This window comes from Cupriavidus sp. C2SS-8b (assembly GCF_057073745.1).
Genome location: NZ_CP172717.1, coordinates 1,006,389 through 1,027,662, shown reverse-complemented (window position 1 = coordinate 1,027,662; position 21,274 = coordinate 1,006,389). Strand labels below are relative to the sequence as shown.

12 protein-coding genes are annotated in these 21,274 nt (G+C 68.5%); 8 read left to right on the top strand and 4 right to left on the bottom strand.

Annotated features, from left to right (window positions below):
* Position 1: 1 nt before the first annotated feature.
* From glgX to treY, 5 genes are all read left to right on the top strand, one after another.
* Positions 2-2,212 (top strand): glycogen debranching protein GlgX, encoded by a 2,211-nt coding sequence (glgX, locus tag ACIGJB_RS21650; RefSeq protein ID WP_483734751.1) that lies wholly within the window; start codon positions 2-4, stop codon positions 2,210-2,212.
* Positions 2,209-4,428 carry a 4-alpha-glucanotransferase gene (malQ, locus tag ACIGJB_RS21645; protein WP_483734335.1) on the top strand — a complete coding sequence of 740 codons (2,220 nt, stop codon included), beginning with the start codon at positions 2,209-2,211 and terminating at the stop codon, positions 4,426-4,428. Before glgX ends, malQ begins: the two co-directional genes overlap by 4 nt.
* A gap of 25 nt (positions 4,429-4,453) precedes the next feature.
* On the top strand, positions 4,454-7,000 hold the full coding sequence (locus ACIGJB_RS21640) for a glycogen/starch/alpha-glucan phosphorylase (RefSeq protein ID WP_483734334.1): 2,547 nt from the start codon (positions 4,454-4,456) through the stop codon (positions 6,998-7,000).
* 192 nt (positions 7,001-7,192) lie between these two features.
* Positions 7,193-9,172 carry a malto-oligosyltrehalose trehalohydrolase gene (gene treZ, locus ACIGJB_RS21635; RefSeq protein WP_483734333.1) on the top strand — a complete coding sequence of 660 codons (1,980 nt, stop codon included), beginning with the start codon at positions 7,193-7,195 and terminating at the stop codon, positions 9,170-9,172.
* Positions 9,147-11,843, top strand: a complete 2,697-nt coding sequence (treY, locus tag ACIGJB_RS21630; protein WP_483734332.1) for a malto-oligosyltrehalose synthase — start codon at positions 9,147-9,149, stop codon at positions 11,841-11,843. The genes treZ and treY overlap by 26 nt, the downstream gene beginning before the upstream one ends.
* 18 nt (positions 11,844-11,861) lie before the next feature.
* Here the strand turns inward: treY and ACIGJB_RS21625 are convergent, their stop codons facing one another.
* Entirely contained in the window at positions 11,862-12,437 is a 576-nt protein-coding gene (locus ACIGJB_RS21625; RefSeq protein ID WP_483734331.1) for a malto-oligosyltrehalose synthase, read from the bottom strand.
* Between the two features lie 381 nt (positions 12,438-12,818).
* Between ACIGJB_RS21625 and ACIGJB_RS21620 the strand changes: the two genes are divergently transcribed.
* From ACIGJB_RS21620 to ACIGJB_RS21610, 3 genes are read left to right on the top strand one after another with little or no spacing between them, the layout of a single operon-like run.
* Positions 12,819-13,190 (top strand): BON domain-containing protein, encoded by a 372-nt coding sequence (locus tag ACIGJB_RS21620; RefSeq protein ID WP_483734330.1) that lies wholly within the window; start codon positions 12,819-12,821, stop codon positions 13,188-13,190.
* 14 nt (positions 13,191-13,204) lie between these two features.
* Positions 13,205-13,438: a hypothetical protein gene (locus ACIGJB_RS21615; RefSeq protein ID WP_483734329.1), complete on the top strand. Its 234-nt coding sequence runs from the start codon at positions 13,205-13,207 to the stop codon at positions 13,436-13,438.
* Positions 13,439-13,466: 28 nt separating this feature from the next.
* The gene (locus ACIGJB_RS21610; RefSeq protein WP_483734328.1) at positions 13,467-13,871 is read left to right on the top strand and encodes a hypothetical protein; all 405 of its coding nucleotides are present in this window, start codon (positions 13,467-13,469) and stop codon (positions 13,869-13,871) included.
* Between the two features lie 83 nt (positions 13,872-13,954).
* On the opposite strand, the gene ACIGJB_RS21605 is transcribed toward ACIGJB_RS21610, so the two are convergent.
* From ACIGJB_RS21605 to uvrA, 3 genes are all read right to left on the bottom strand, one after another.
* Complete coding sequence (locus tag ACIGJB_RS21605) at positions 13,955-14,650, bottom strand: BON domain-containing protein (RefSeq protein ID WP_483734327.1); 696 nt, start codon at positions 14,648-14,650, stop codon at positions 13,955-13,957.
* Positions 14,651-14,753: 103 nt separating this feature from the next.
* The gene (locus ACIGJB_RS21600; protein ID WP_483734326.1) at positions 14,754-15,116 is read right to left on the bottom strand and encodes an endonuclease; all 363 of its coding nucleotides are present in this window, start codon (positions 15,114-15,116) and stop codon (positions 14,754-14,756) included.
* 173 nt (positions 15,117-15,289) lie between these two features.
* Positions 15,290-21,163: an excinuclease ABC subunit UvrA gene (uvrA, locus tag ACIGJB_RS21595; protein ID WP_483734325.1), complete on the bottom strand. Its 5,874-nt coding sequence runs from the start codon at positions 21,161-21,163 to the stop codon at positions 15,290-15,292.
* Positions 21,164-21,274 lie beyond the last annotated feature (111 nt).

The window sequence follows — 21,274 nt, the reverse complement described above, 5'->3', positions numbered from 1 at the left end:
CATGGCGCTCCAGCCCGCGGACCGCCTGCTGGCCGGCAAGCCTTACCCGCTCGGCGCCCACTGGGACGGGCTCGGGGTGAACTTTGCCGTGTTCTCGGCCAATGCCTCGCGCATCGACCTGTGCCTGTTCTCCGGCAACGGACGCAAGGAACTGTCGCGCATGCCGCTGCCCGAATGCACCGACGAGGTCTGGCACGGCTACCTGCCCAACGCCGCGCTGGGCACGCTGTACGGATACCGTGCCTTCGGGCCGTATGACCCCGTGCGCGGCCACCGCTTCAACGCGCACAAGCTGCTGCTCGATCCTTACGCGCGCCAGCTCAGCGGACCGGTGCGGTGGTCCGACGCCTTGTTCGGCTACCGCCTGCACAGCGCGCGCGGCGACCTGACGCCCGACCGCCGCGACAGCGCCCCCACGATGCCCAAGGCCGTGGTGGTCGACGAGAGTTTCCACTGGGGCAACGACCGGCCGCCCGACGTGCCGTGGCGCGACACGGTCATCTACGAGGCGCATCTGCGCGGGGTATCGATGCTGCGCGAAGATGTCTTGCCGCACCAGCGCGGCACGTTCGCCGCGCTGTGCGATCCTCGTTTCCTGGACCACCTGCTGAGCCTGGGCGTCACCGCCGTGGAGTTGCTGCCGGTGCATGCCATCCTGCAGGACCGCTTCCTGCTGGAGCGCGGCCTGCGCAACTACTGGGGCTACAACACGCTGGCGTACTTCGCGCCGGAGCCGTCCTACCTGGCCACGAACCAGCTCCACGAACTCAAGGTCGCGGTGCGGCGGCTGCACGCGGCCGGCATCGAAGTCATCCTCGACGTGGTCTACAACCACACCTGCGAAGGCAATGAATTCGGCCCGACGGTGTCGTGGCGCGGCCTGGACAACGCCAGCTACTACCACCTCGTGCCCGGCGACGAACGTCACTATCTCAACGATACCGGCTGCGGCAACATGCTCAACCTGCCCCATCCGCGCGTGCTGCAGATGGTGCTGGATTCGCTGCGCTACTGGGTCGAGTGCTACCACGTCGACGGCTTCCGCTTCGACCTGGGCACCACGCTCGGCCGCGAGCAGAACGGCTTCGACCCGGGCGCCACGTTCTTCGGTGCGGTGCTGCAGGACCCGGTGCTCAGCCGCGTCAAGCTGATCTCCGAGCCGTGGGACCTCGGCCCGGGCGGGTACCAGCTCGGCAACCAGCCGCCCGGCTTCGCCGAGTGGAACGACAAATTCCGCGACACCGTGCGGCGCTTCTGGCGCGGCGACGCCGGCCAGCGCGGCGAACTGGCGGCGCGGCTGGCCGGCTCGGCCGACCTGTTCGACCGCCGCTACCGGCGGCCGTGGTCGAGCATCAACTTCATTACCGCGCATGACGGCTTCACGCTGGCCGACCTGGTCAGCTACAACGGAAAACACAACGAAGCCAACGGCGAAGACAACCGCGACGGCACCGACAACAACCACAGCGCGAACTGGAGCCCGGACGGCACCGTGGAAGGCCCCACGGACGATCCCGCCATCCTCGAACTGCGCGCGCGCGTGGCCCGGGCCATGATGGCCACGCTGTTGCTGGCCCAGGGCACGCCGATGCTGACCGCCGGCGACGAGTGGGGCCGCAGCCAGGACGGCAACAACAATGCGTACTGCCAGGACAACGCGCTGTCCTGGCTGGACTGGAAGCAGGCGCAGACGCCCGAAGGCCAGACCTTGCAGGAAATGGTGCGCCGGCTGCTGTCGCTGCGGCGGCGGCTGTACGCCATCGGCGCCCACCGCTTCGCGCACGGCAACCATGAGCCGATGCCGGGCATCGACGATATTGCGTGGTTCGACACGGACGGACAGCCGCCGAGCCCCGACGCCTGGGCCGACCCTGAAATCCGCACGCTCGCAATGCGCCGGGCGGAACGTCCGGAACCAGCCCGGCGCGCCGGGCGCAACGGCCAGGGAGGACCGGTGCAGGTGACGCTGTTGCTGCTCAATTCCGGTGACACCGACGCGGTGTTCCGCCTGCCTGAGCCCGCGCTGGACTGGCAGTTGCTCTTTGACAGCAGCCAGCCGGAACTGCCCGAAGCCGGCCGGTCGGCGGCCGGCGTGACGTTGCAGGCCGTGCCCGCCCACGCGCTGGTCCTGCTCGCCGCCCAGGCCGAGCCGCAGCGGCAAGCGCGCCCGGCCGCCCCGCCACGCAGCCCCTCGCAGGAGCCAGACGCATGACCTTGCCAACCGCCTCGGCGTTGCACGCGCTGGCACTGCGCGCCGGCCTGCAGCCGCACTGGCTCGATGCCTGGGGCCACCCGCAGCAGGTCGCGGATGCGACGCTGCGCCGCCTGTTGCAAGGCCTGGCGCTGGCTTGCGACACGCCCGCGCAGTGCCGTGCCTCCGGGGCACGGATGGACGCCGAGGACGGCGCCCTTGGCCTGCCCCCGCTGATCACGGCGGACCAGGGGCGGCCCGCCGCGGTGCCCTGGCCCGATGGCGCCGAAGCGCGGCCGTACCGGATCGAGCTTGAAGACGGCGGCCAGCTCGACGGCACGGCGGAGCCCGCCGCGGACGGGACGCTGCGCCTCGCGCCGATCCCCGCATGCGGCTACCACCGCCTGCACATCGGCGATGCGCAGACCGTGCTGGCCGTGGCCCCGCCACGCTGCTTTGGCGTGGACGATGCGCTGCGCGCGGCGGGCCACCGCTCGACCTTCGCGGCAGGCGAACGCGCGTGGGGCCTGGCGGTGCAGCTCTATGGCCTGCGCCGCGGCGCACCGACCGGCATGGGCGACCTCTCGGCGCTGGCGCAGTGCTGCCAGGCCGCCGCCGCCGAGCACGCCGATGCGGTGGCGATCAATCCGCTTCATGCGGGCTTTGCCGCGCTGCCGGAGCGCTACAGCCCTTATTCGCCGTCCAGCCGGCTGTTCCACAACCCGCTCTATGCGGACCCCGCCGCCGTCTTCGGACAGGACGCGGTCGACAGCGCCATCGCGGCGCTGAGCGCGGGCGCGGCCTTCGCGGAGCACGAGGCCCGCAGCGAGATCGACTGGCCGCACCTGTCGCGATTGCGCCTGTCCGTGCTGCGCTGGTTGTGGGAACACCGCGAGCAGCTGCTACCGCCTTCCGCGCTGGACGCCTGTGCCGCGTTCCGCGCGCGCGGCGGCACTGCGCTGCATGCGCACGCGTGCTATGAAGCGATCCAGGCCGCACGCCTGGCCGAAGCGGCCAACGGCATGAACGCCAACGGTGCGGCGGACTGGCGCTGCTGGCCGGTGACGCTGCGCTCACCCGCTGATGCGGCCGTGACCGCATTCGCGATGGCCCACCCGCAGGAAATCGATTACCACGCATTCCTGCAATGGCTGGCCGACGACGGACGCGCGCGTGCGCAGCAGGCCGCGCGCGATGCAGGCATGGCGATCGGCGTGATTGCCGACCTGGCCGTGGGGGCCGACCCGGGCGGCAGCCAGGCATGGTCGCGCCAGCAGGACTTCCTGGACGGCTTCCACGCCGGCGCGCCGCCCGATGTCTACAACCCGCACGGACAGGACTGGGGTGTGACGGTGTTTTCGCCCCGAAGCCTGCACCGGCACGGCTATGGCGCCTTCATCGAGATGCTGCGCGCCAACCTGGCCCATGCCGGCGGCTTGCGCATCGATCATGTGCTGGGCCTGGCGCGCATGTGGCTGGTGCCCGCCGGCGCGTCGGCACGCGACGGAGCGTATCTCGAATTTCCGCTGCAGGTCCTGTTGCGGCTGGTGGCGCTTGAATCATGGCGGCACCGCGCCATCATCATCGGCGAGAACCTGGGCACGGTGCCGGCCCACCTGGACAGCGCGCTGGCCGCGCGCGGCGTGCTTGGCATCGACGTACTGTGGTTTGCGCGTGCCGCACCGGCATTGACGGAAGCAGACGGCACCGAACCCGATGCTCCGGCCGAAGTGGCGTCGACGGATACGCCGCCGTTCCTGCGCGCCGAGGACTGGCCCAGGCACGCGGTCGCGACCACCTCGACCCACGACCTGCCGACGGTCGCGGGCTGGTGGCAAGGACGAGACCTGGCATGGCGCGAACGTCTTGGCTTGCTCGCGCCGGACGAAACGCCCCAGGGCGTGCGTGACGCGCGTGTGCGCGAGCGCACCGCGCTGTGGCAAGCGCTGCGCGACGCTGGGCTTGCCGGCGCGGACATGCCCGGCCCGGAACATCCGCCGCTTGAGACCGTGCTGGCCTGGCTTGGCCGCACGCGCACGCCGCTGCGCCTGTTGCCATTGGAGGACCTCCTTGGCGTGGCCGAACAAGCCAACCTGCCCGGCACCACGGCCGGCCATCCCAACTGGCAGCGCAGGCTCGATGCCGATGTGCGCCGGCTGTTCGATGAGCCGGCCCTGCGTGCAAGGGCACGCGCGGTGCGCCAGGGCCAGCTGCCCGGCGCGCGGCGCGCGCGCTGAGCCGCCTTGATACGGAGGTCGCCCCATGACGGAAGCCAGCCGGTCCGAGCATGCCGACGATACCCGCACCGCCCTGTCGAGTGCCACGATCCGCCGCGCCTTCCTGGACCATGTGTTCCATACCCAGGGCAAGCCGCCCGAGCATGCCAGCCAGAACGACTTCTACCAGGCGCTGGCCCATACCGTGCGGGACCGGCTCGTGCAGCGCTGGATCAGCACCGCCGAGGCCTACCTTGACCAGCCTTCGCGCACCGTCGCCTACCTGTCCGCCGAGTTCCTGATGGGCCCGCACCTGGGCAACAACCTGATCAACCTGGGCATCTACAGCGAGGTGGAGGCCGCGATGCAGGCGCTCGGGCTGAACCTGGAGCAGATCCTCGCGCAGGAGATCGAGCCCGGGCTTGGCAACGGCGGCCTGGGGCGGCTGGCCGCCTGCTTCATGGATTCGCTGGCGACGCTGGAAATTCCGGCGCTGGGCTACGGTATCCGCTACGAATACGGCATCTTCCAGCAGGCCATCATCGACGGCATGCAGGTCGAGAAGACCGATAGCTGGCTGCGCCATGGCAACCCGTGGGAGATCCAGCGTTCGGAGTGGGCGGTGCAGGTGCGCCTGGGCGGCCATACCGAGCACTACACCGACGACCGCGGGCACTATCGCGTGCGCTGGGTGCCGGCCAAGACGGTGGTGGGCGTGCCGTTCGATTCGCCGATCCTCGGGTACCGCGTCAATACCGTGAACACGCTGCGGCTGTGGCGCGCCGATGCCACCGAGGCGTTCGACTTCCCGACCTTCAATCGCGGCGACTACCTTGGCGCGGTCAGCAAGAAGATCACCTCGGAAAACCTGACCAAGGTGCTCTATCCCAACGACGAAACCGAACAGGGCAAGGAGCTGCGGCTGGAGCAGCAGTACTTTTTCGTCGCGTGCTCGCTGCAGGACATGCTGCGCCTGCTCGCGGCCGACCGCATGCCAGTGTCGCGCTTCCACGAGAAATTCGCGGTCCAGCTCAACGACACGCATCCGGCCGTCGGCATTGCCGAGCTGATGCGCCTGCTCGTGGACGAGCATGACCTGCCCTGGGAAGAGGCCTGGGACGTCACGCGCCGCGCCTTCGCGTATACGAACCACACGCTGTTGCCCGAAGCGCTGGAGCAATGGCCACTGCCGTTGTTCGGCCGCGTGCTGCCGCGCCATCTCGAAATCATCTTCGAGATCAACATGCGCTTCCTGGAAGCGGTCCGCATCCGCTTCTATGGCGACGACTCGCGCCTGGCGCGCCTGTCGCTGATCAACGAGCATGGCGAGCGGCATGTGCGCATGGCGCACCTGGCGTGCGTCGGCAGCCACGCCATCAATGGCGTCGCGGAACTGCACTCGCGCCTGATGCGTGAAGACGTGCTCAAGGACTTCCACGACATGTGGCCGGAGAAATTCACCAGCATCACCAACGGTGTCACGCCGCGTCGCTGGCTGGCGTTGTCGAACCCGCGCCTGTCGCGGCTGGTGACCGATGCCATCGGCGAGGGCTGGGTCACGGACCTGGAACGGCTGCGCGTGCTGGAGCCCTTCGCCGACGACGCGGGGTTCCGCGACCAATGGCAGGCCGTGCGGCACGCCAACAAGGTGACGCTGGCGGAACTGGTGCGCGACAGCACGGGCGTGGTCATCGACCCGTCGTCGATGTTCGACGTCATGGTCAAGCGCATCCACGAGTACAAGCGCCAGCACCTGGCCGTGCTGCACATCATCGCGCTCTATCACAGGATCAAATCCGCCCCCAATCTCGACCTGGCGCCACGCACGTTCCTGTTCGCCGGCAAGGCCGCGCCGGGCTACCAGTATGCCAAGCTGATGATCCGCTTCATCACCAGCGTGGCCGATGTCGTGAACCGCGACCCGCAGGTGCGGGACCGGCTCAAGGTGGTGTTCCTGCCCAACTTCAACGTCACCTACGGTCAACGCATCTATCCGGCCGCGGACCTGTCGGAGCAGATTTCGCTGGCCGGCAAGGAAGCGTCGGGCACCGGCAACATGAAGCTCGCCATGAACGGTGCGCTGACCATCGGCACCATGGACGGCGCCAATATCGAGTTGTGCAATGCCGTCGGCGACGACAATTTCTTCGGCTTCGGGCTGACCGCCCCAGAGGTCTATGCCTTGCGCGCCGCCGGCTACGATCCGGCGCTCTACTACCACCGCAACCCTGAACTGCGCGCGGTGATCGACCTGATCGAGCAGGGCTTCTTCTCGCATGGCGATCCCGCGGTCTTCCGTCAGCTGTTCGACGGGCATCCGCGGCATGACCCGTACTTGCTGCTGGCGGATTTCGACGCTTATATCGCCTGCCAGCAGCGCGTCTGCGAAGCCTATATGCAGCCGCAGCGCTGGCAGCGCATGTCGGTGCTGTCGTGTGCGCGCTCGGGGCACTTTTCGTCGGACCGTGCCATCCGCGAGTACTGCGAACGGATCTGGAAGGTCAGGCCCGTGCCGGTTCACCTGCTGCACCGCGCCAGCGGCACGCGGCCGCATGCGGACAGCCGCATGCATGCCGTGGACAAGGACCGTTAGCGCCATGCATGTTCTACAAGGCCGCGCGCAGATGCGCCTCCCGACCATGCAACGGCAAGCCCGCCACGCGGCGGGCCGCGACCCCTGGCCTGGCATGGACTTCGCAACGCCGAAGCAATGCCCGGCTCCTGCCGCCTTCCGCCTTCCACAAACGGTCCGCGCCCTTCCGGCCACCACTGTCTGGAGCTGATCTTGAACCCGCATTCGTTTTTCCTCGGCACCGGTGCCACCTCGGCAACGCCCCGGCTGTCGCCGCTGGACAGCTTTTCGGCTGGCGCACCGCAAGTGCCCGCGGCCAACGACGATCCGCACGGCTATGCGTTTGGCCCGGTATGGCTGCCCGACGGGCGCATCGGCTTCCGGCTGTGGGCACCGGACGCCGCCCAGCGTGGCGAGTCGGTGCGGCTGGAAATCGCCGGCATGGGGCCCGTGCACATGACAACTGGCGGTGACGGCTGGTTCAGCGCCGTCGTGCCGTGCGGCCATGGCACCCGCTACTGGTTCCGGCTCGATGACGGCACCGCCTTTCCCGATCCGGCTTCGCGATGGCAGCCCGGCGACGTGCATGGCCCCAGTGTCGCGTGCCAGCCCAAGGCCGACACCTATCCATGGACCTGCCCGGACTGGCGCGGGCGGCCGTGGCACGAGGCCGTGATCTGCGAGCTCCACGTTGGCCTGTGCGGCGGCTACACGGGTGCCATGCAGCAACTGCAGCGGCTAGCGGCGCTGGGGTTCACCGCCGTGGAACTGATGCCGCTCGCCGAGTTTCCCGGCGCACGCAACTGGGGCTATGACGGCGTGCTGCCGTTTGCGCCCGAATCCGGCTATGGCACGCCGGACCAGCTGCGTGCGCTAGTGGATCATGCGCACAGCCTTGGCATGATGGTGCTGCTCGACGTGGTCTATAACCACTTCGGACCTGAAGGCAACTACCTGCACCACTATGCGAGCGCCTTTTTCCGGGACGACCGGACGACGCCGTGGGGACCCGCGATCGATTTCCGCCGTCCGGAAGTGCGCCGCTTCTTTACCGAGAACGCGCGCTACTGGCTGGAAGAGTTCCGCTTCGACGGCCTGCGCCTGGACGCCGTGCATGCCATCGACGACGAAGGCTGGCTGACCACGCTGCCCTCGGACCTGCGCGCATCGCCGGGCGTGGCCGGGCGCCATGTCCATCTCGTGCTGGAGAACGACCACAACGACGCGTCGCGCCTCTCGGCCGGGTTCGATGCCCAGTGGAATGATGACGCGCACCATGCGATGCATGTGCTGCTGACCGGCGAGGACGACGGCTACTATCGCGACTACGCCGCAGAGCCCGGGCAGCGCGACCGCCCGTCGAGCCCGTCTTCGCCGCTGCGGCACCTGGCCCGCGTACTGGCCGAAGGCTTCGCCTACCAGGGCGAAGTGTCGCCGTTCCGCTCGGCCGCCGGCGATTCGCGCGCGCCGGTCCGGCGCGGCCAGCCCAGCGGCCACCTGCCGCCCACGGCCTTTGTCTCGTTCCTGCAGAACCACGACCAGATCGGCAACCGCGCCTTCGGCGAGCGGCTAGCCACGCTGGCCGACGCCGATGCGCTGCGCGCCGCGGTGGCGCTGCAGCTGCTCTGCCCACAGGTGCCGCTGGTGTTCATGGGCGAGGAATGCGGGGCGCAGACGCCGTTCTACTATTTCACCAGCCATCCGCCGGCACTGGCCGAGGCCGTGCGCCAGGGACGCAGGCAGGAGTTCGCCAGCGTGGCGGCGTTCGGAGACGAGGCGCGGGCGCAGGAGATCCCCGATCCCAACGACCCGGCAACATTCGAAGCCTCGCGGCCGCCGATGGACATCGAGAACGACTGGTCCCGCTACTATCGCCGGCTGCTTGCGATCCGCCAGGAATGGCTCATGCACCGGCTGCCGCGCGCCCGCAGCGCGGGCGTCGACGTGCTGGGACGCGCCGCGCTGCGCGCACGCTGGCGCCTGGGCGACGGCGCATGCCTGTCGATCTGGCTGAACCTGGGCCGGCAGGCCGTGACCTGCCAGCCGCCGGCGCCCGGCTACGCCATGCTTCACGAAACCGCAGCTGGCCACGCCGATGCGCTAGCCAGCGGATCGCTGCCCGCGCTGAGCTGCATCGCCCTGCTGTCCGGCCACGGCAAGCCAGGCCATGGCGTCGACGCCAGCGTCCGCTGACCGGACTGCGGAGCCAGGCGCGCCAGGCGCGCCATTAGCGCCGCGCGCCACCGCGCGCCTGCAACTGCACCCTGGCTTCACGCTCGCGGACGCGGCGGGCGTGGTTGGCTACTACGCGGCGCTCGGCGTCAGCCATCTCTATCTCTCGCCGGTGTGCGAGGCACGGCCGGGCTCCACGCACGGCTATGACGTGACCGATTTCACGCGTGTGCGCGCCGAGCTTGGCGGCGAGACCGCGCTGCGCGCGCTGGCCCATCGCGCGCGGGCCGCCGGTCTCGGGCTGATCCTCGACATCGTGCCCAACCACATGGCCGCCGACGCGACGCACAACGCGTGGTGGCGCGACGTGCTGGCGTACGGGCAGGACAGTCCACACGCCGCCTGCTTCGATATCGACTGGCAGCCGCCCGATCCGACGCTTCATGGCAAGGTGCTGGTACCCGTGCTCGGGCAGCCATACTGGGAAACCCTCTCGCGCGGCGAGCTGCGCGTGACCCAGGCAGCGGGAAGCGATACGCCAACGCTGCGCTACTTCGAGCACGATTTTCCGTTGGCCCCCGACGACGTCTCCAACAACGCCGCGAACCGTCCGGACTGGTTCGATGCCACGCACGATGCCGGCCGCGGCCGCCTGCATGCCTTGCTCGAGCGCCAGCACTACCGCCTGGCCTGGTGGCGCACGGCGGCAACGGCGCTCAACCGGCGGCGCTTCTTCGAGATCAGCGACCTGGTCGGCATCCGGCAGGAAGACGAGGCCGTTTTCGCCGCTACGCACGCACTGGTCTTCCGCTTGCTGCGCGAAGGCCTGATCGATGGCGTGCGGGTCGACCACGTCGACGGACTTGCCGACCCCGCGGCCTATTGCCGCCAGTTGCGTGCCTGCCTGGATGCGCATGCGGCCCATCGGGCCTCCGCGCCGGCCCGCGCGCGCCCATGGCTGGTGGTGGAGAAAATCCTGGCTCCCAGCGAAATCCTGCCCGCCGACTGGGAGGTCGACGGCACCACCGGCTATGACTTCATGGACCAAGTCAGCGGCGTGCTGCACACCGAGGCCGGCGCCGTCCCGCTTGCGGCGTTGTGGCAACGGGCCGGCGGCCGGCCCACGCGCTATCCGGCCGCCTTCGCCGATGCGCGACGACAGATCCTGCAGCATCACCTGGTCGCGGAGCTCGAAGGCGCCTGCGCGCGTCTGCACGCTTGCGCGGCTGGCGCGCCCTCCACGCGTGACCTGACCCAGCCGGCGCTGCGGCAGGCATTAGCCGGGCTGCTGGAAGCCATCCCCGTTTATCGGACCTATCTTGACGGCGCCCCTTCGAGCCGTGACGCGGTCGCGCTGCATGCCGAACAGGCAATGCTCGACACGGCAACCCGCAGCGCCCGGGCCGCGCTCGCACCGGAACAGGCAGCGGCGCTCGACTTCATCCTGGCCTGCCTGCACACCGCCGAGCCAGACGCCAGCGCGCCGGCGCAGGCGCGGCGCCGTGTGCAGCAACTGATGCCGGCGCTGGCCGCCAAGGCCGGCGAAGACACGGCGTTCTACCGCTACGGGCCGCTGCTGTCGCGCAATGAGGTCGGCAGCCATCCAGCTGTGCTGGCCCTCTCGCCGGAGGACTTCCATGCCGCCATGGCCGTGCGGCGCCGGACGTTTCCGCATGCGATGCTGGCCACCGCGACGCATGATCACAAGCGTGGCGAAGACGCGCGCATGCGCCTGGCCGTGTTGAGCGAGCTGCCGCACGAGTGGGCCGCAGCCGTGCGCGCCTGCGAGGCCGATGGCGCGCGGCTGCTGGCATCGCTGCCGCGCGCTCCGGACCCTGCCGACCGGCTGATGCTGTACCAGACGCTGGTCGGCGCCTGGCCCATGCAGGCCGATGCGCTGGCGCTCCCTGAGGCGATGTCGGCATTCCTCCAGCGCATCGGGCAGTGGCAGCGCAAAGCCATTCGCGAAGCCAAGCTGCATGGCAACTGGACTCAACCGGACCCCGGCTACGAAGACGCTTGCGACGCCTTCCTCCACGGGCTTGCCGCGGACTGGCCGCATGGCGGCCCGCTGGTGTCAATCGGCCGGTTCGCGGCACGCACTGCCCCGGCCGGCGCCATGAACAGCCTTGCGCAGGCCATGATCCAGCTCACGGCGCCAGGCGTGCCAGACCGCTACCAGGGTTGCGAAGACTGGGACCTGAGCCTGGTCGATCCGGACAACCGCCGACCGCCCGACTATGCGCGCCTGCAAGCGCAACTGGACGGCGGCGGCGCGGGATGGGATGCATGGCTGCCGCACTGGCGCGACGGGCGGGTGAAGCAGCAACTGTTGCGGCACGTGCTGGCGGCACGCCGCGCGCACCCAGCGCTGTTCCTGGAGGGCGACTACCAGCCTCGCTTGGCGCAGGGTCCGCTGGCGGACCATGTACTCGCCTTTGCGCGCACGCTTGGCGGCCGCGAAGCATTGACCGTGGTGTCACGCCTTGGCGCGGCCCTCGTCGGCCATGACCTGCCCCGCATCCCGCCGGCCCGCTGGGACCACACCTCGCTCGACGTGGGCGAGCAGCCGCTGGCAAGCTGGGTGAACGCCTTGACGGGGCAAACCTTCATGGCCGGGAGGGACGGAACGCTGCCCCTGCGGGAGGTGCTTGCCGGACTGCCTGTCGCACTGTTGCTGCAGCAGGCGTAGCCCGCAGGCAATGCCCCTTCACAATAAAGGCGTGATGCCAGAGGTGCGCTGGCGAGCGAGCGGCGTCAGCGGCAAGTCCGCCCGCGCCTCGGTAGGCGACGCACCCTGCTGCTGCGGCAGGTATGGCCGGATCACCAGTGCCACGTAGTCGTCTTCCTTCGGCGTGACGACGATGTACGCCAGGCCCGACATCACCAGGCCGACCTCGCCGAGTTCGGTGGAGATGCGTGCGACGATGAAGCGTTGCAGCAAGCGCGGATCGATCGAGTTGTCGATCGCCAGGGCCGCCGTGCAGATGGTCAGGAAGCAGCGCTCCACTTCCTGGCAGACCACCACGACCTCGTCGAGCGCATAGCCGGACTGGCTCGCGCGCACCAGCACCGAGACACCGGTGCTTGGCGCGGCCCGGTGCCAACCCGATTTGACCTTGAAGGAAGGAAGCGTGAGTCCCGAGCCAGTGTCATGGGCGACGGTATTGAAGCGCTGCGAAAAGGCCGAGGGCGTCATGGCGAGCAATTGCCGCTCGACGGGCGTCGACGACACCGCCACGGACGAGGCGAGAACAAGGGAAGACAGGACGGCGGCCAAATGCATAGCTTCCTCCCAATCTGTGAGCCGCTTTTCCCCCGGGCCGGCTGCCTGGACGTCACCCCGCGAACGTTTCAAGGCCAGCATTGTTCTTCACTATAGACGTGGCTGCACGCAATTGCCGCGCCACATACAAGCGCACTACGCGGCGGCGCCACCACCTCCCGCCACTGCGCCCGACGCCCATGCAGTTTCTTCAGCCGCGGTAAAAAGTACTGCAGCGCTGCAGCGTTCGCGCCACCCTGGGCCCACGCCTGCGTTGTCGGTGCCCCGGAATGAAGCTTGCAGCGATAAGGGCAAGGGCCGGCCAAGCGCAGGGGCATGCGGCCGTTGCTGTCGCTGCATGTCGCCTTGAGCATGGGCTGGCCGTCATCCGGAGGACTCGCCATGAACACATGCCTGCGCGCCAAACTCGCCACGCCAGCCGTGGCAGCCGCGCTGCTGTTCGCCGGCAGCGCTATCCAGGCCGCGCCAACCGATCCGGTCGCGGCGCCATCATCGCCTGGCCGGACCGCCGAACCCCGTGACACCCAGGCCAGCAGTGACCGTGACATCACCACGGAAGTCCGGGCGCGGCTGGCGTCAAGCCGGGCTATCGACCCCGCCAATATCCGCGTCAGCACGACCGACGGCGTGGTGCGGCTTGAGGGCACGGTGCGCGACGACGCGCAACGCGCGCGGGTGATGGACATGGCGCGCGGCGTTCGCGGCGTCACCGCGGTATCCGATGAATTGAAGGCCCGCACCGACCACTTTTGAGGAGGCCAGCGACAATGCATACGCACCGTCAGCACGAGCACCGTCAGCACGAACACGATAACCAGCAGGATCTCAAGCGGACCACACACAAGGGGCCCGATGTCGACCATGAGCGCGGCAAGCCCGGCCGTGACCCCCGACGCAGCGTGGAACGCGAGCACGACGTTCCCGACGAAAACGGCGAGCCGCCGTCCGTGCGTCGCGGTGGCAACCCCGAAGCCAAGGAGCCGCCGGTCGAGAACACCTGAACCAATCTGAACGCAATCGGAGAGCAGGATGAGCAAGACTGTACGAACCGGAGGACGCGCCGACAAGCGGGCGTCCGCGGCGTCACGCCCCCAACCCGGCAGTGCCCCCCGCGCCCCCAGCGTCCCAACGCGCCCGCGCAATGCGGAACGCAAGCGCAGCGACGCGCGCAGTTCCAGGGAGGCGACTGGCGGCAATGTGCCCAGCACGCTCGACCCTGACCTGACCGAGCCGGCCGAGGATATCGACGCCGAACTGGAGCAGATCGACCATGAGCGCCATGAGCCGCCCGACGAAGAAGCGCTGCCCGAGGAACTGATCAGCGAAGAGATCGAGCGCGCGGCGGAGCGCCTGCCCGCTGATGTGCCCGTCGACAAGGCCGACCGCACCGACGAACGCGAGGAGCGTCCGCCTTCGCCACCGAAAATCGGCTAGATCGATCCCACATGCGAAAGAAGGAAAAGCGCCCCGGCATCGCCGGGGCGCTTCAGTGATGGCTTCAGTCGCGTGAAAACGGCCTACTCCGAGGCCAGCATGCCGTAGCGGTGCACGTGGATATGGTTTCGCACATCGCGTACGCCGAACACCGACTCCGCGACGTCTTCGATCGCGTACTTGCTGCGCCGGTCGTTCACCGTCCCCTCCATCGTCACCACGCCGTCGTGGACATGGACCGTGACTTCGCTCACATCGAGCCCGTGTTCATGCGCGAGCCGCGTGCACACATCGTCGTGGATGCGGTCATCGGCGCGCTGATAGTTGCGCGGGCCTTCGCCGCGGCGGTATCCCGGGTCGCCACGCCCGTATTGGCGGCGTTGGCGCTCCCGCTCGCGTTGCTCCTCGATCCCGCACTGGAGATAGCGGCCCGGCTCATGGCGCGGATCAAGGCGGGCATCCTCGTACTCGTCGCGCCTGGAAGCCCCGTACCGGGCTCTGTTCCACCCTTCGGCATAGTCGCCGCCCCACCGCTCATCGGGCATTCTTTCCTGCCGCCCTCCCAGGCCACGCCCGGCTTCGCGCGGCAACCGCTCTTCAGGGTTGCCATGCTGTGCGGAGAGATGGCGCATGCGTTCGCTTCGCGCATGCGCCGGCAAATTGCTGTAGCCCTGGTCATTGCTGCCGTACTTGCGCTGGGCCGACCTGCGCAGGTAATCGTCATCGCCGCGCGGGAAGTCGTCATCACGGCGGCGATCGGGATAATCGCTTCGTCTCATTGGTTGATCTCCTTTGCCTGCGCCGGCGCCATGGCAATGATTTCAAGCAGCGGTAAGAACGACCTCGTGAGGCGGCGACGCGTCAGCGGCCGCCCCGCGACGCTTAAGCCCCGTCCAGGAAGTAGCTTGGGCGCCCCATGGGCCGTCCAAGGTTCGGGCTGACCCACTGCGCGCCGTTGCCATACGGGTCAGGCATCCGCTGCTGCATGGTGCCCGGCATATTGACGTCTGGTTGCATCGGCATGGCGCCAGGCTGTGCCGGCATGGTCGAAGGCTGCGATTCGGGAGCCAGGTCCTGGCGCGTCGTCGCATTGGTGCCCTGCGTATAAGGATCGAACTTGTCGCCTACGCGTGCGCCCTGCGTATAGGGGTCGCGCGGCGCTGCCGGCGTCTGTGCCATGGCAGGAATCGCCGCCGCGGCGAGCACCGCGGCCAATAACGCGCGGCTCGGTCGTAAATACTTCATGGTTACCTCCGTTCGCGCGCACCAGTGCGCGCGTGTCGCCTTTATCTAGCGAAAGGCATGCCCGGCGCGGAGGAGAAGTGGTGCACGTGGCGCACCGAATCCGGAAGCAAAACCCGGAACTGCCTCGACAGGTCCGCGGGACGGCCCTGTCGAGGCAATCGGCATGCCGGCGTTCAGCCGACGCTGGCGCGTGCCGGCTCCTCGGTACGTGCCAGCACGGGCACCAGCGCCGCGCCGGTGTGGCTGGCGGGCAGGCGCGACAGCGACTCCGGATCGGTCGCGCCGACAATGGTGCCGCCGCCTGCGCCGCCTTCGGGGCCCAGGTCGATGATCCAGTCGGCCTCGGCGATCACGTCGAGGTCATGCTCGATCACCACCACGCTGTGACCACCGTCGGTGAGCCGGTGCAGCACGCGGATCAGACGCGCCACGTCGGCCATGTGAAGGCCCACGGTCGGCTCGTCCAGTACGTACAGCGTATGCGGTGCCTTCTGCCCGCGCCGCGTGATGTCATCGCGCACCTTGCTCAGTTCCGTGACCAGCTTGATGCGCTGCGCTTCGCCGCCCGACAGCGTGGGGGACGGCTGGCCGAGCGTCAGGTAGCCCAGGCCGACGTCCTTCATGAGCTGTAGCGGATGAGCGATGTTCGACATCGCGGAGAAAAACTCCACCGCTTCGTCAATCTCCATCGTCAGCACTTCGCCGATGTTCTTGCCGCGCCAGGTCACGGCCAGGGTCTCGGGGTTGAAGCGCTGGCCGTGGCAGACATCGCATGGCACCTTGACGTCCGGGAGGAAGCTCATGCCGATAGTGCGCACGCCCTGCCCTTCGCAGGCCGGGCAGCGGCCGTCGCCGGTATTGAACGAGAAGCGCGACGCGGTGTAGCCACGCGCACGCGCTTCCAGCGTGTCGGCGAACAGGCGGCGAATGGTGTCCCACACACCGATATACGTGGCCGGACACGAGCGCGGCGTCTTGCCAATGGGGGTCTGGTCGACTTCCAGCACGCGGTCGATCGATTCCCAACCCGTGATCGCGTCGCAGCCGTACCAGTCGTGCTCGACCTTCAGCGCCTTCTTCTCTGCCCGGGCACCCTTGGCGCCGGCCGCCTGCTGCGCGGCATTGCGTGCGCGGCGCGTGGCCGGCGACGACATCACCGAACGGCCCACCGCATCGAGCAGGTTGGTCATCAGCACATCGCGCGCGAGGGTGGATTTGCCCGAACCGCTCACGCCCGTGATCGCGACCAGACGCGCCAGGGGAACGCGCGCCGTGACGTCGCGCAGGTTGTGCAGCGACGCACGATGGACGGTCAGCCATTCGGACGGATCGGCAGGCTTGCCGGCCGCGCCTGGCCTGACCGTGCGCCGCGCCTGCAGCGGATGGACGATGGGACGGGCCAGGAACTGCCCCGTGGTGGAATCCGCAGCGGCGGCCAGGTCCGCCACACCGCCCTGCGCCACCAGCGTGCCGCCACGCTTGCCCGCGCCCGGACCGATATCGATGATGTGGTCGGCACGACGGATGGTGTCTTCGTCGTGCTCCACCACCACCAGCGTATTGCCCTTGTCGCCGAGCTTGCGCAGCGCATCGAGCAGGATCTTGTTGTCGCGCGGGTGCAGGCCGATGGTCGGTTCATCCAGCACATAGCACACGCCCTGAAGGTTGCTGCCGAGCTGCGCGGCCAGGCGGATGCGCTGTGCCTCGCCGCCGGACAGGCTCGGCGCGGCACGGTCCAGGCTCAGGTAGCCAAGCCCGACTTCCTCCAGGAACTGCAGGCGGCTGCCGATCTCGCTGATGACATCGCGCGCAATGTCGGCGTCGCGACCGTTGAGGCGCAGGCCATCGACCCAGCGGCGGGTGTCCGACACCGTCCACTGCGCCACGTCGACAATCGCGTTCTCGTCGAACGTCACGGCCCGCGCGACCAGGTTCAGACGCGTACCGTGGCAGTCCGGGCACGGGGTATCGCCCACGCCTTCCGGCTCCTGCTCCTCGGACGGCAGGCTCTGCTCGCGGCCACGGTCATCGCCGGCCAGGACGGTGTCGTCGAACACCGCGCGCTGCTCGCGCGTGAGCGTCAGGCCCGTGCCCACGCAGGTGGTGCACCAGCCATGCTTGCTGTTGTAAGAGAACATGCGCGGGTCCAGCTCGGGGTAGCTGGTGCCACAAACGGGGCAGGCGCGCTTGGTCGAAAACACCTTGACCTCGCCCACATGCGCGGTGCCGTCGCCGCCATGCATGGCGTCGTGCAGGCCGTCGAGCGGCGCCAGCAGGTGCATCACGCCCTTGCCGGCTTCAAGCGCCTGCGCGAGCAAGGCGCGCAACTGCCCTTCGTTGTCGGGCGAAACCACCAGGTCGCCCACGGGAAGCTCGATGGTGTGCTCGTGGAAGCGGTCCAGACGTGGCCATGGATCGACCGGCAGGAATTCGCCGTCCACGCGCAAGTGCGTGTTGCCGCGCGCCTTGGCCCATTTGGCGAGATCGGTATAGACGCCCTTGCGGTTCACCACCAGCGGCGCCAGGAAACCGACATGCTCGCCGCGATGGTCGCGCAGGAGCTGCGCGGCGATGGAGTCAGGACTTTGCGAGGTCACCGGCGCGCCGTCATGCACGCAGTGCTGGATGCCCAGCTTCACATACAGCAAGCGCAGGAAGTGCCAGACTTCCGATGTGGTCGCGACCGTGCTCTTGCGGCCGCCGCGCGACAGGCGCTGCTCGATCGCGACGGTCGGCGGGATGCCGTAGACCGCGTCGACCTCCGGCCGGCCCGCCGGCTGCACGATCGAACGCGCATAGGCATTGAGCGACTCCAGGTAGCGGCGCTGCCCTTCGTGGAACAGGATGTCGAACGCGAGCGTCGACTTGCCCGAACCCGATACGCCTGTCACCACGTTGAACTTGCCGTGCGGAATATCGACGTTGAGCGATTTCAGGTTGTGTTCGTGCGCGTTGACGATGCGCACCACGTCCTCGCCTTCGATCGCCCGGCGTGCGCGCCGCGCCTGCAGTGCGGCTTGCAGCGGCACGCCGTCGCTTTCGGCGCGCTCGGCGGCCAGCGTCCCGGCCTCGCCCAGCGCGGCGTCGTAGTGGATCAGCGCCTGGCCGGTATGCGACTCCGCGCAACCCTTCACATCGTCCGGCGTGCCCGTGCAGACCACCCGCCCGCCGGCATCACCGCCTTCCGGGCCCAGGTCGATCAGCCAGTCAGCAGCGCGGACCACGTCAAGGTTGTGTTCGATCACCACTAGCGAATGGCCTCCGTCGAGCAGCTTCCCGAACGCGCGCATCAGCTTGGCGATATCGTCGAAATGGAGGCCCGTGGTGGGCTCGTCGAACATGAACAGGCGCTTGGGGGATGTGTCCGGGCGAATCACGCGGCCCTTGGGCTGCGCCGCCTGCGCGGCTTCGGCCAGGAAGCCCGCGAGCTTGAGGCGCTGCGCCTCGCCGCCCGACAACGTCGGCACGGGCTGGCCCAGCTTCACGTACTCGAGGCCGACATCGACGATGGGTTGCAGCACGCGCAATACCGCAGCGTCAGCAGCGAAATAGGCAGCGGCTTCCGACACCGTGATTTCCAGCACATCGGCCACGCTCAGTGCGCGCGAAGGCTGTCCCGGCACCGTGCGCTCGATCTTCACTTCCAGCACTTCGGGACGGTAGCGGGTGCCGTCGCAATCCGGACAGCGCAGGTAGACGTCGCTGAGGAATTGCATCTCGACGTGCTCGAAGCCCGAGCCGCCGCAGGTCGGGCAGCGCCCGTCGCCCGAGTTGAAGCTGAAGGTGCCGGCCGTATAGCTGCGCTGTATCGCCATCGGCGCCTTGGCGAATATCTTCCGGATCTCGTCGAATGCGCCCACATAGCTGGCCGGATTGGAACGCGCGGTCTTGCCGATCGGCGACTGGTCGACGAACACCACGTCATCGACGAGGTCCGCGCCACGCAGCGCGCGATGCGCGCCGGGCGATTCCGTGGCCTTGCCGAAATGGCGCGCCATAGCGGGGTACAGCACGTCCTGCAGCAGCGTGGATTTGCCCGAGCCGGACACGCCTGTCACGCACACCAGCCGCTGCAGGGGGATGTCCACCGTCACGTCCTGCAGGTTGTGCTCGGTCGCGCCTTCCAGCACGATGCGCGGCACGGTGTCATCCACCGGGCGACGCTGCCAGTGCGAAGCGTCGGCCACGCGCTTGCGTCCCCCCAGGTAGTCGCCGGTGAGCGTGCCCGCGGCGCGGATGTCCTTGGGCGTGCCGTCGAAGATGATGGTGCCACCCCGTTCGCCCGGGCCCGGGCCCATGTCGATCAGGCGATCGGCGGCCAGCATCACCGACGGGTCGTGTTCGACCACCACGAGCGTGTTGCCGGCATCGCGAAGGCGGTGCATGGCCTCGACAATGCGGTTCAGGTCGCGCGGGTGCAGGCCGATGCTAGGCTCGTCCAGCACGAACAGCGTGTTGACCAGCGAGGTGCCGAGTGCCGTGGTCAGGTTGATGCGCTGGACCTCGCCGCCGGACAGCGTGCGGCTCTGGCGGTCGAGTGTCAGGTAGCCCAGGCCCACGTCGCACAAATACTTGAGTCGTGTGCGGACTTCGGCCAGCAGCAGCTTGAGCGCATCGTCGAGCATGCTGCTCGATAGCGTCAGGTCATCGAAGAAACGGCGGATGCGCGCGATCGGCATCAGCATCAGGTCATGCACGGTCAGGCCGGGCAATGCCTCGAGCTGCGTGCGGTCCCAGTCCACGCCGCGCGGCAGGAAGCGCCGGTCCGGCGCGAGCACGGTGTCGGCGTTGTCCTTCGACCCCAGCCGCCACAGCAGCGATTCGGTCTTCAGGCGCGCACCGCCACAGGTTTCGCACGGCGTGTAGCTGCGGTACTTGGACAGCAGCACGCGGATATGCATCTTGTACGCCTTGGACTCCAGATAACTGAAAAAGCGCATGACGCCGTACCACTGCTTGTTCCACTGGCCATTCCAGTCGGGCGAGCCATGCACGACCCAGTGACGCTGGGCATCGGTCAGCTCCGACCACGGCGTGTCGCGCGGGATGTCGGCCTTGATGGCGTAGCGCATCAGGTCGTCCTGGCATTCCTTCCACGCCGGCGTCTGCATCGGCTTGATGGCGCCCTGGCGCAGGCTCTTGCGCAAGTCCGGAATGACCAGCCCGAGGTCCACGCCGATCACGCGGCCAAACCCGCGGCAGGTCTCGCAGGCGCCATAGGCGGAGTTGAACGAGAACAGCGCCGGCTGCGGATCGGCATAGCGCAGGTCGCTGTCGGGGCTGTGCAGCCCAGTGGAAAAGCGCCAGATGGGGCCCTCGCCTTCCTCGGCCAGGACGTAGATGTTGACGCGGCCGCCGCCACGCCGCAGCGAGGCTTCGATGGCTTCCACCGCGCGCGCCTTTTCGACCGCCCCGATGCGGAAGCGATCGGCCACCACGTCGAGCATCTTGCGCGTCCCGGTCGGCGATTCGACCACGCGCTGCGCCTGCACGCGCGTATAGCCGCTGACCGACAGCCATTGCTGGACTTCCTCTTCGGTGGTCGACTCGGGCAGCTCGACCGGGAACGTCACGACCAGGCGCGCATCGTGGTGCGGCTGGCCATCGGCCGTGCGGGAGACCAGTTCCGCATAAATCGTTTCCGGCGAATCGTGCCGCACGGGCTGCGCGGTCTGCCGGTCGAACAGTTCCGCGGCGCGCGCATAAAGCAGCTTCAGGTGGTCGTTCAGCTCGGTCATCGTTCCGACCGTCGAGCGTGAACTGCGCACCGGGTTGGTCTGGTCGATGGCAATGGCCGGCGGTACGCCATCCACGCGCTCCACCTGCGGACGGTCCATGCGGTCGAGGAACTGGCGCGCGTAGGCGCTGAACGTTTCCACGTAGCGCCGCTGGCCCTCCGCATAGAGTGTGTCGAACACCAGGCTGGACTTGCCCGACCCGGAGGGGCCGGTCACCACCGTCATCTCGCCGGGGCGGAGATCGAGGTCGACATCCTTGAGGTTGTGCTGGCGGGCGCCCCGAATACGGATCAGCTGCTTGCTCGACACGTTTTTCTCTTTTGGATCAAATGGTTAATCGGCCAACGGGCGTGCCGGGCCGCGCGAGAAAAATACCTTAGCACAGCGGTAGGCGGGCGCATGCACGCCCTTTGGGGACCG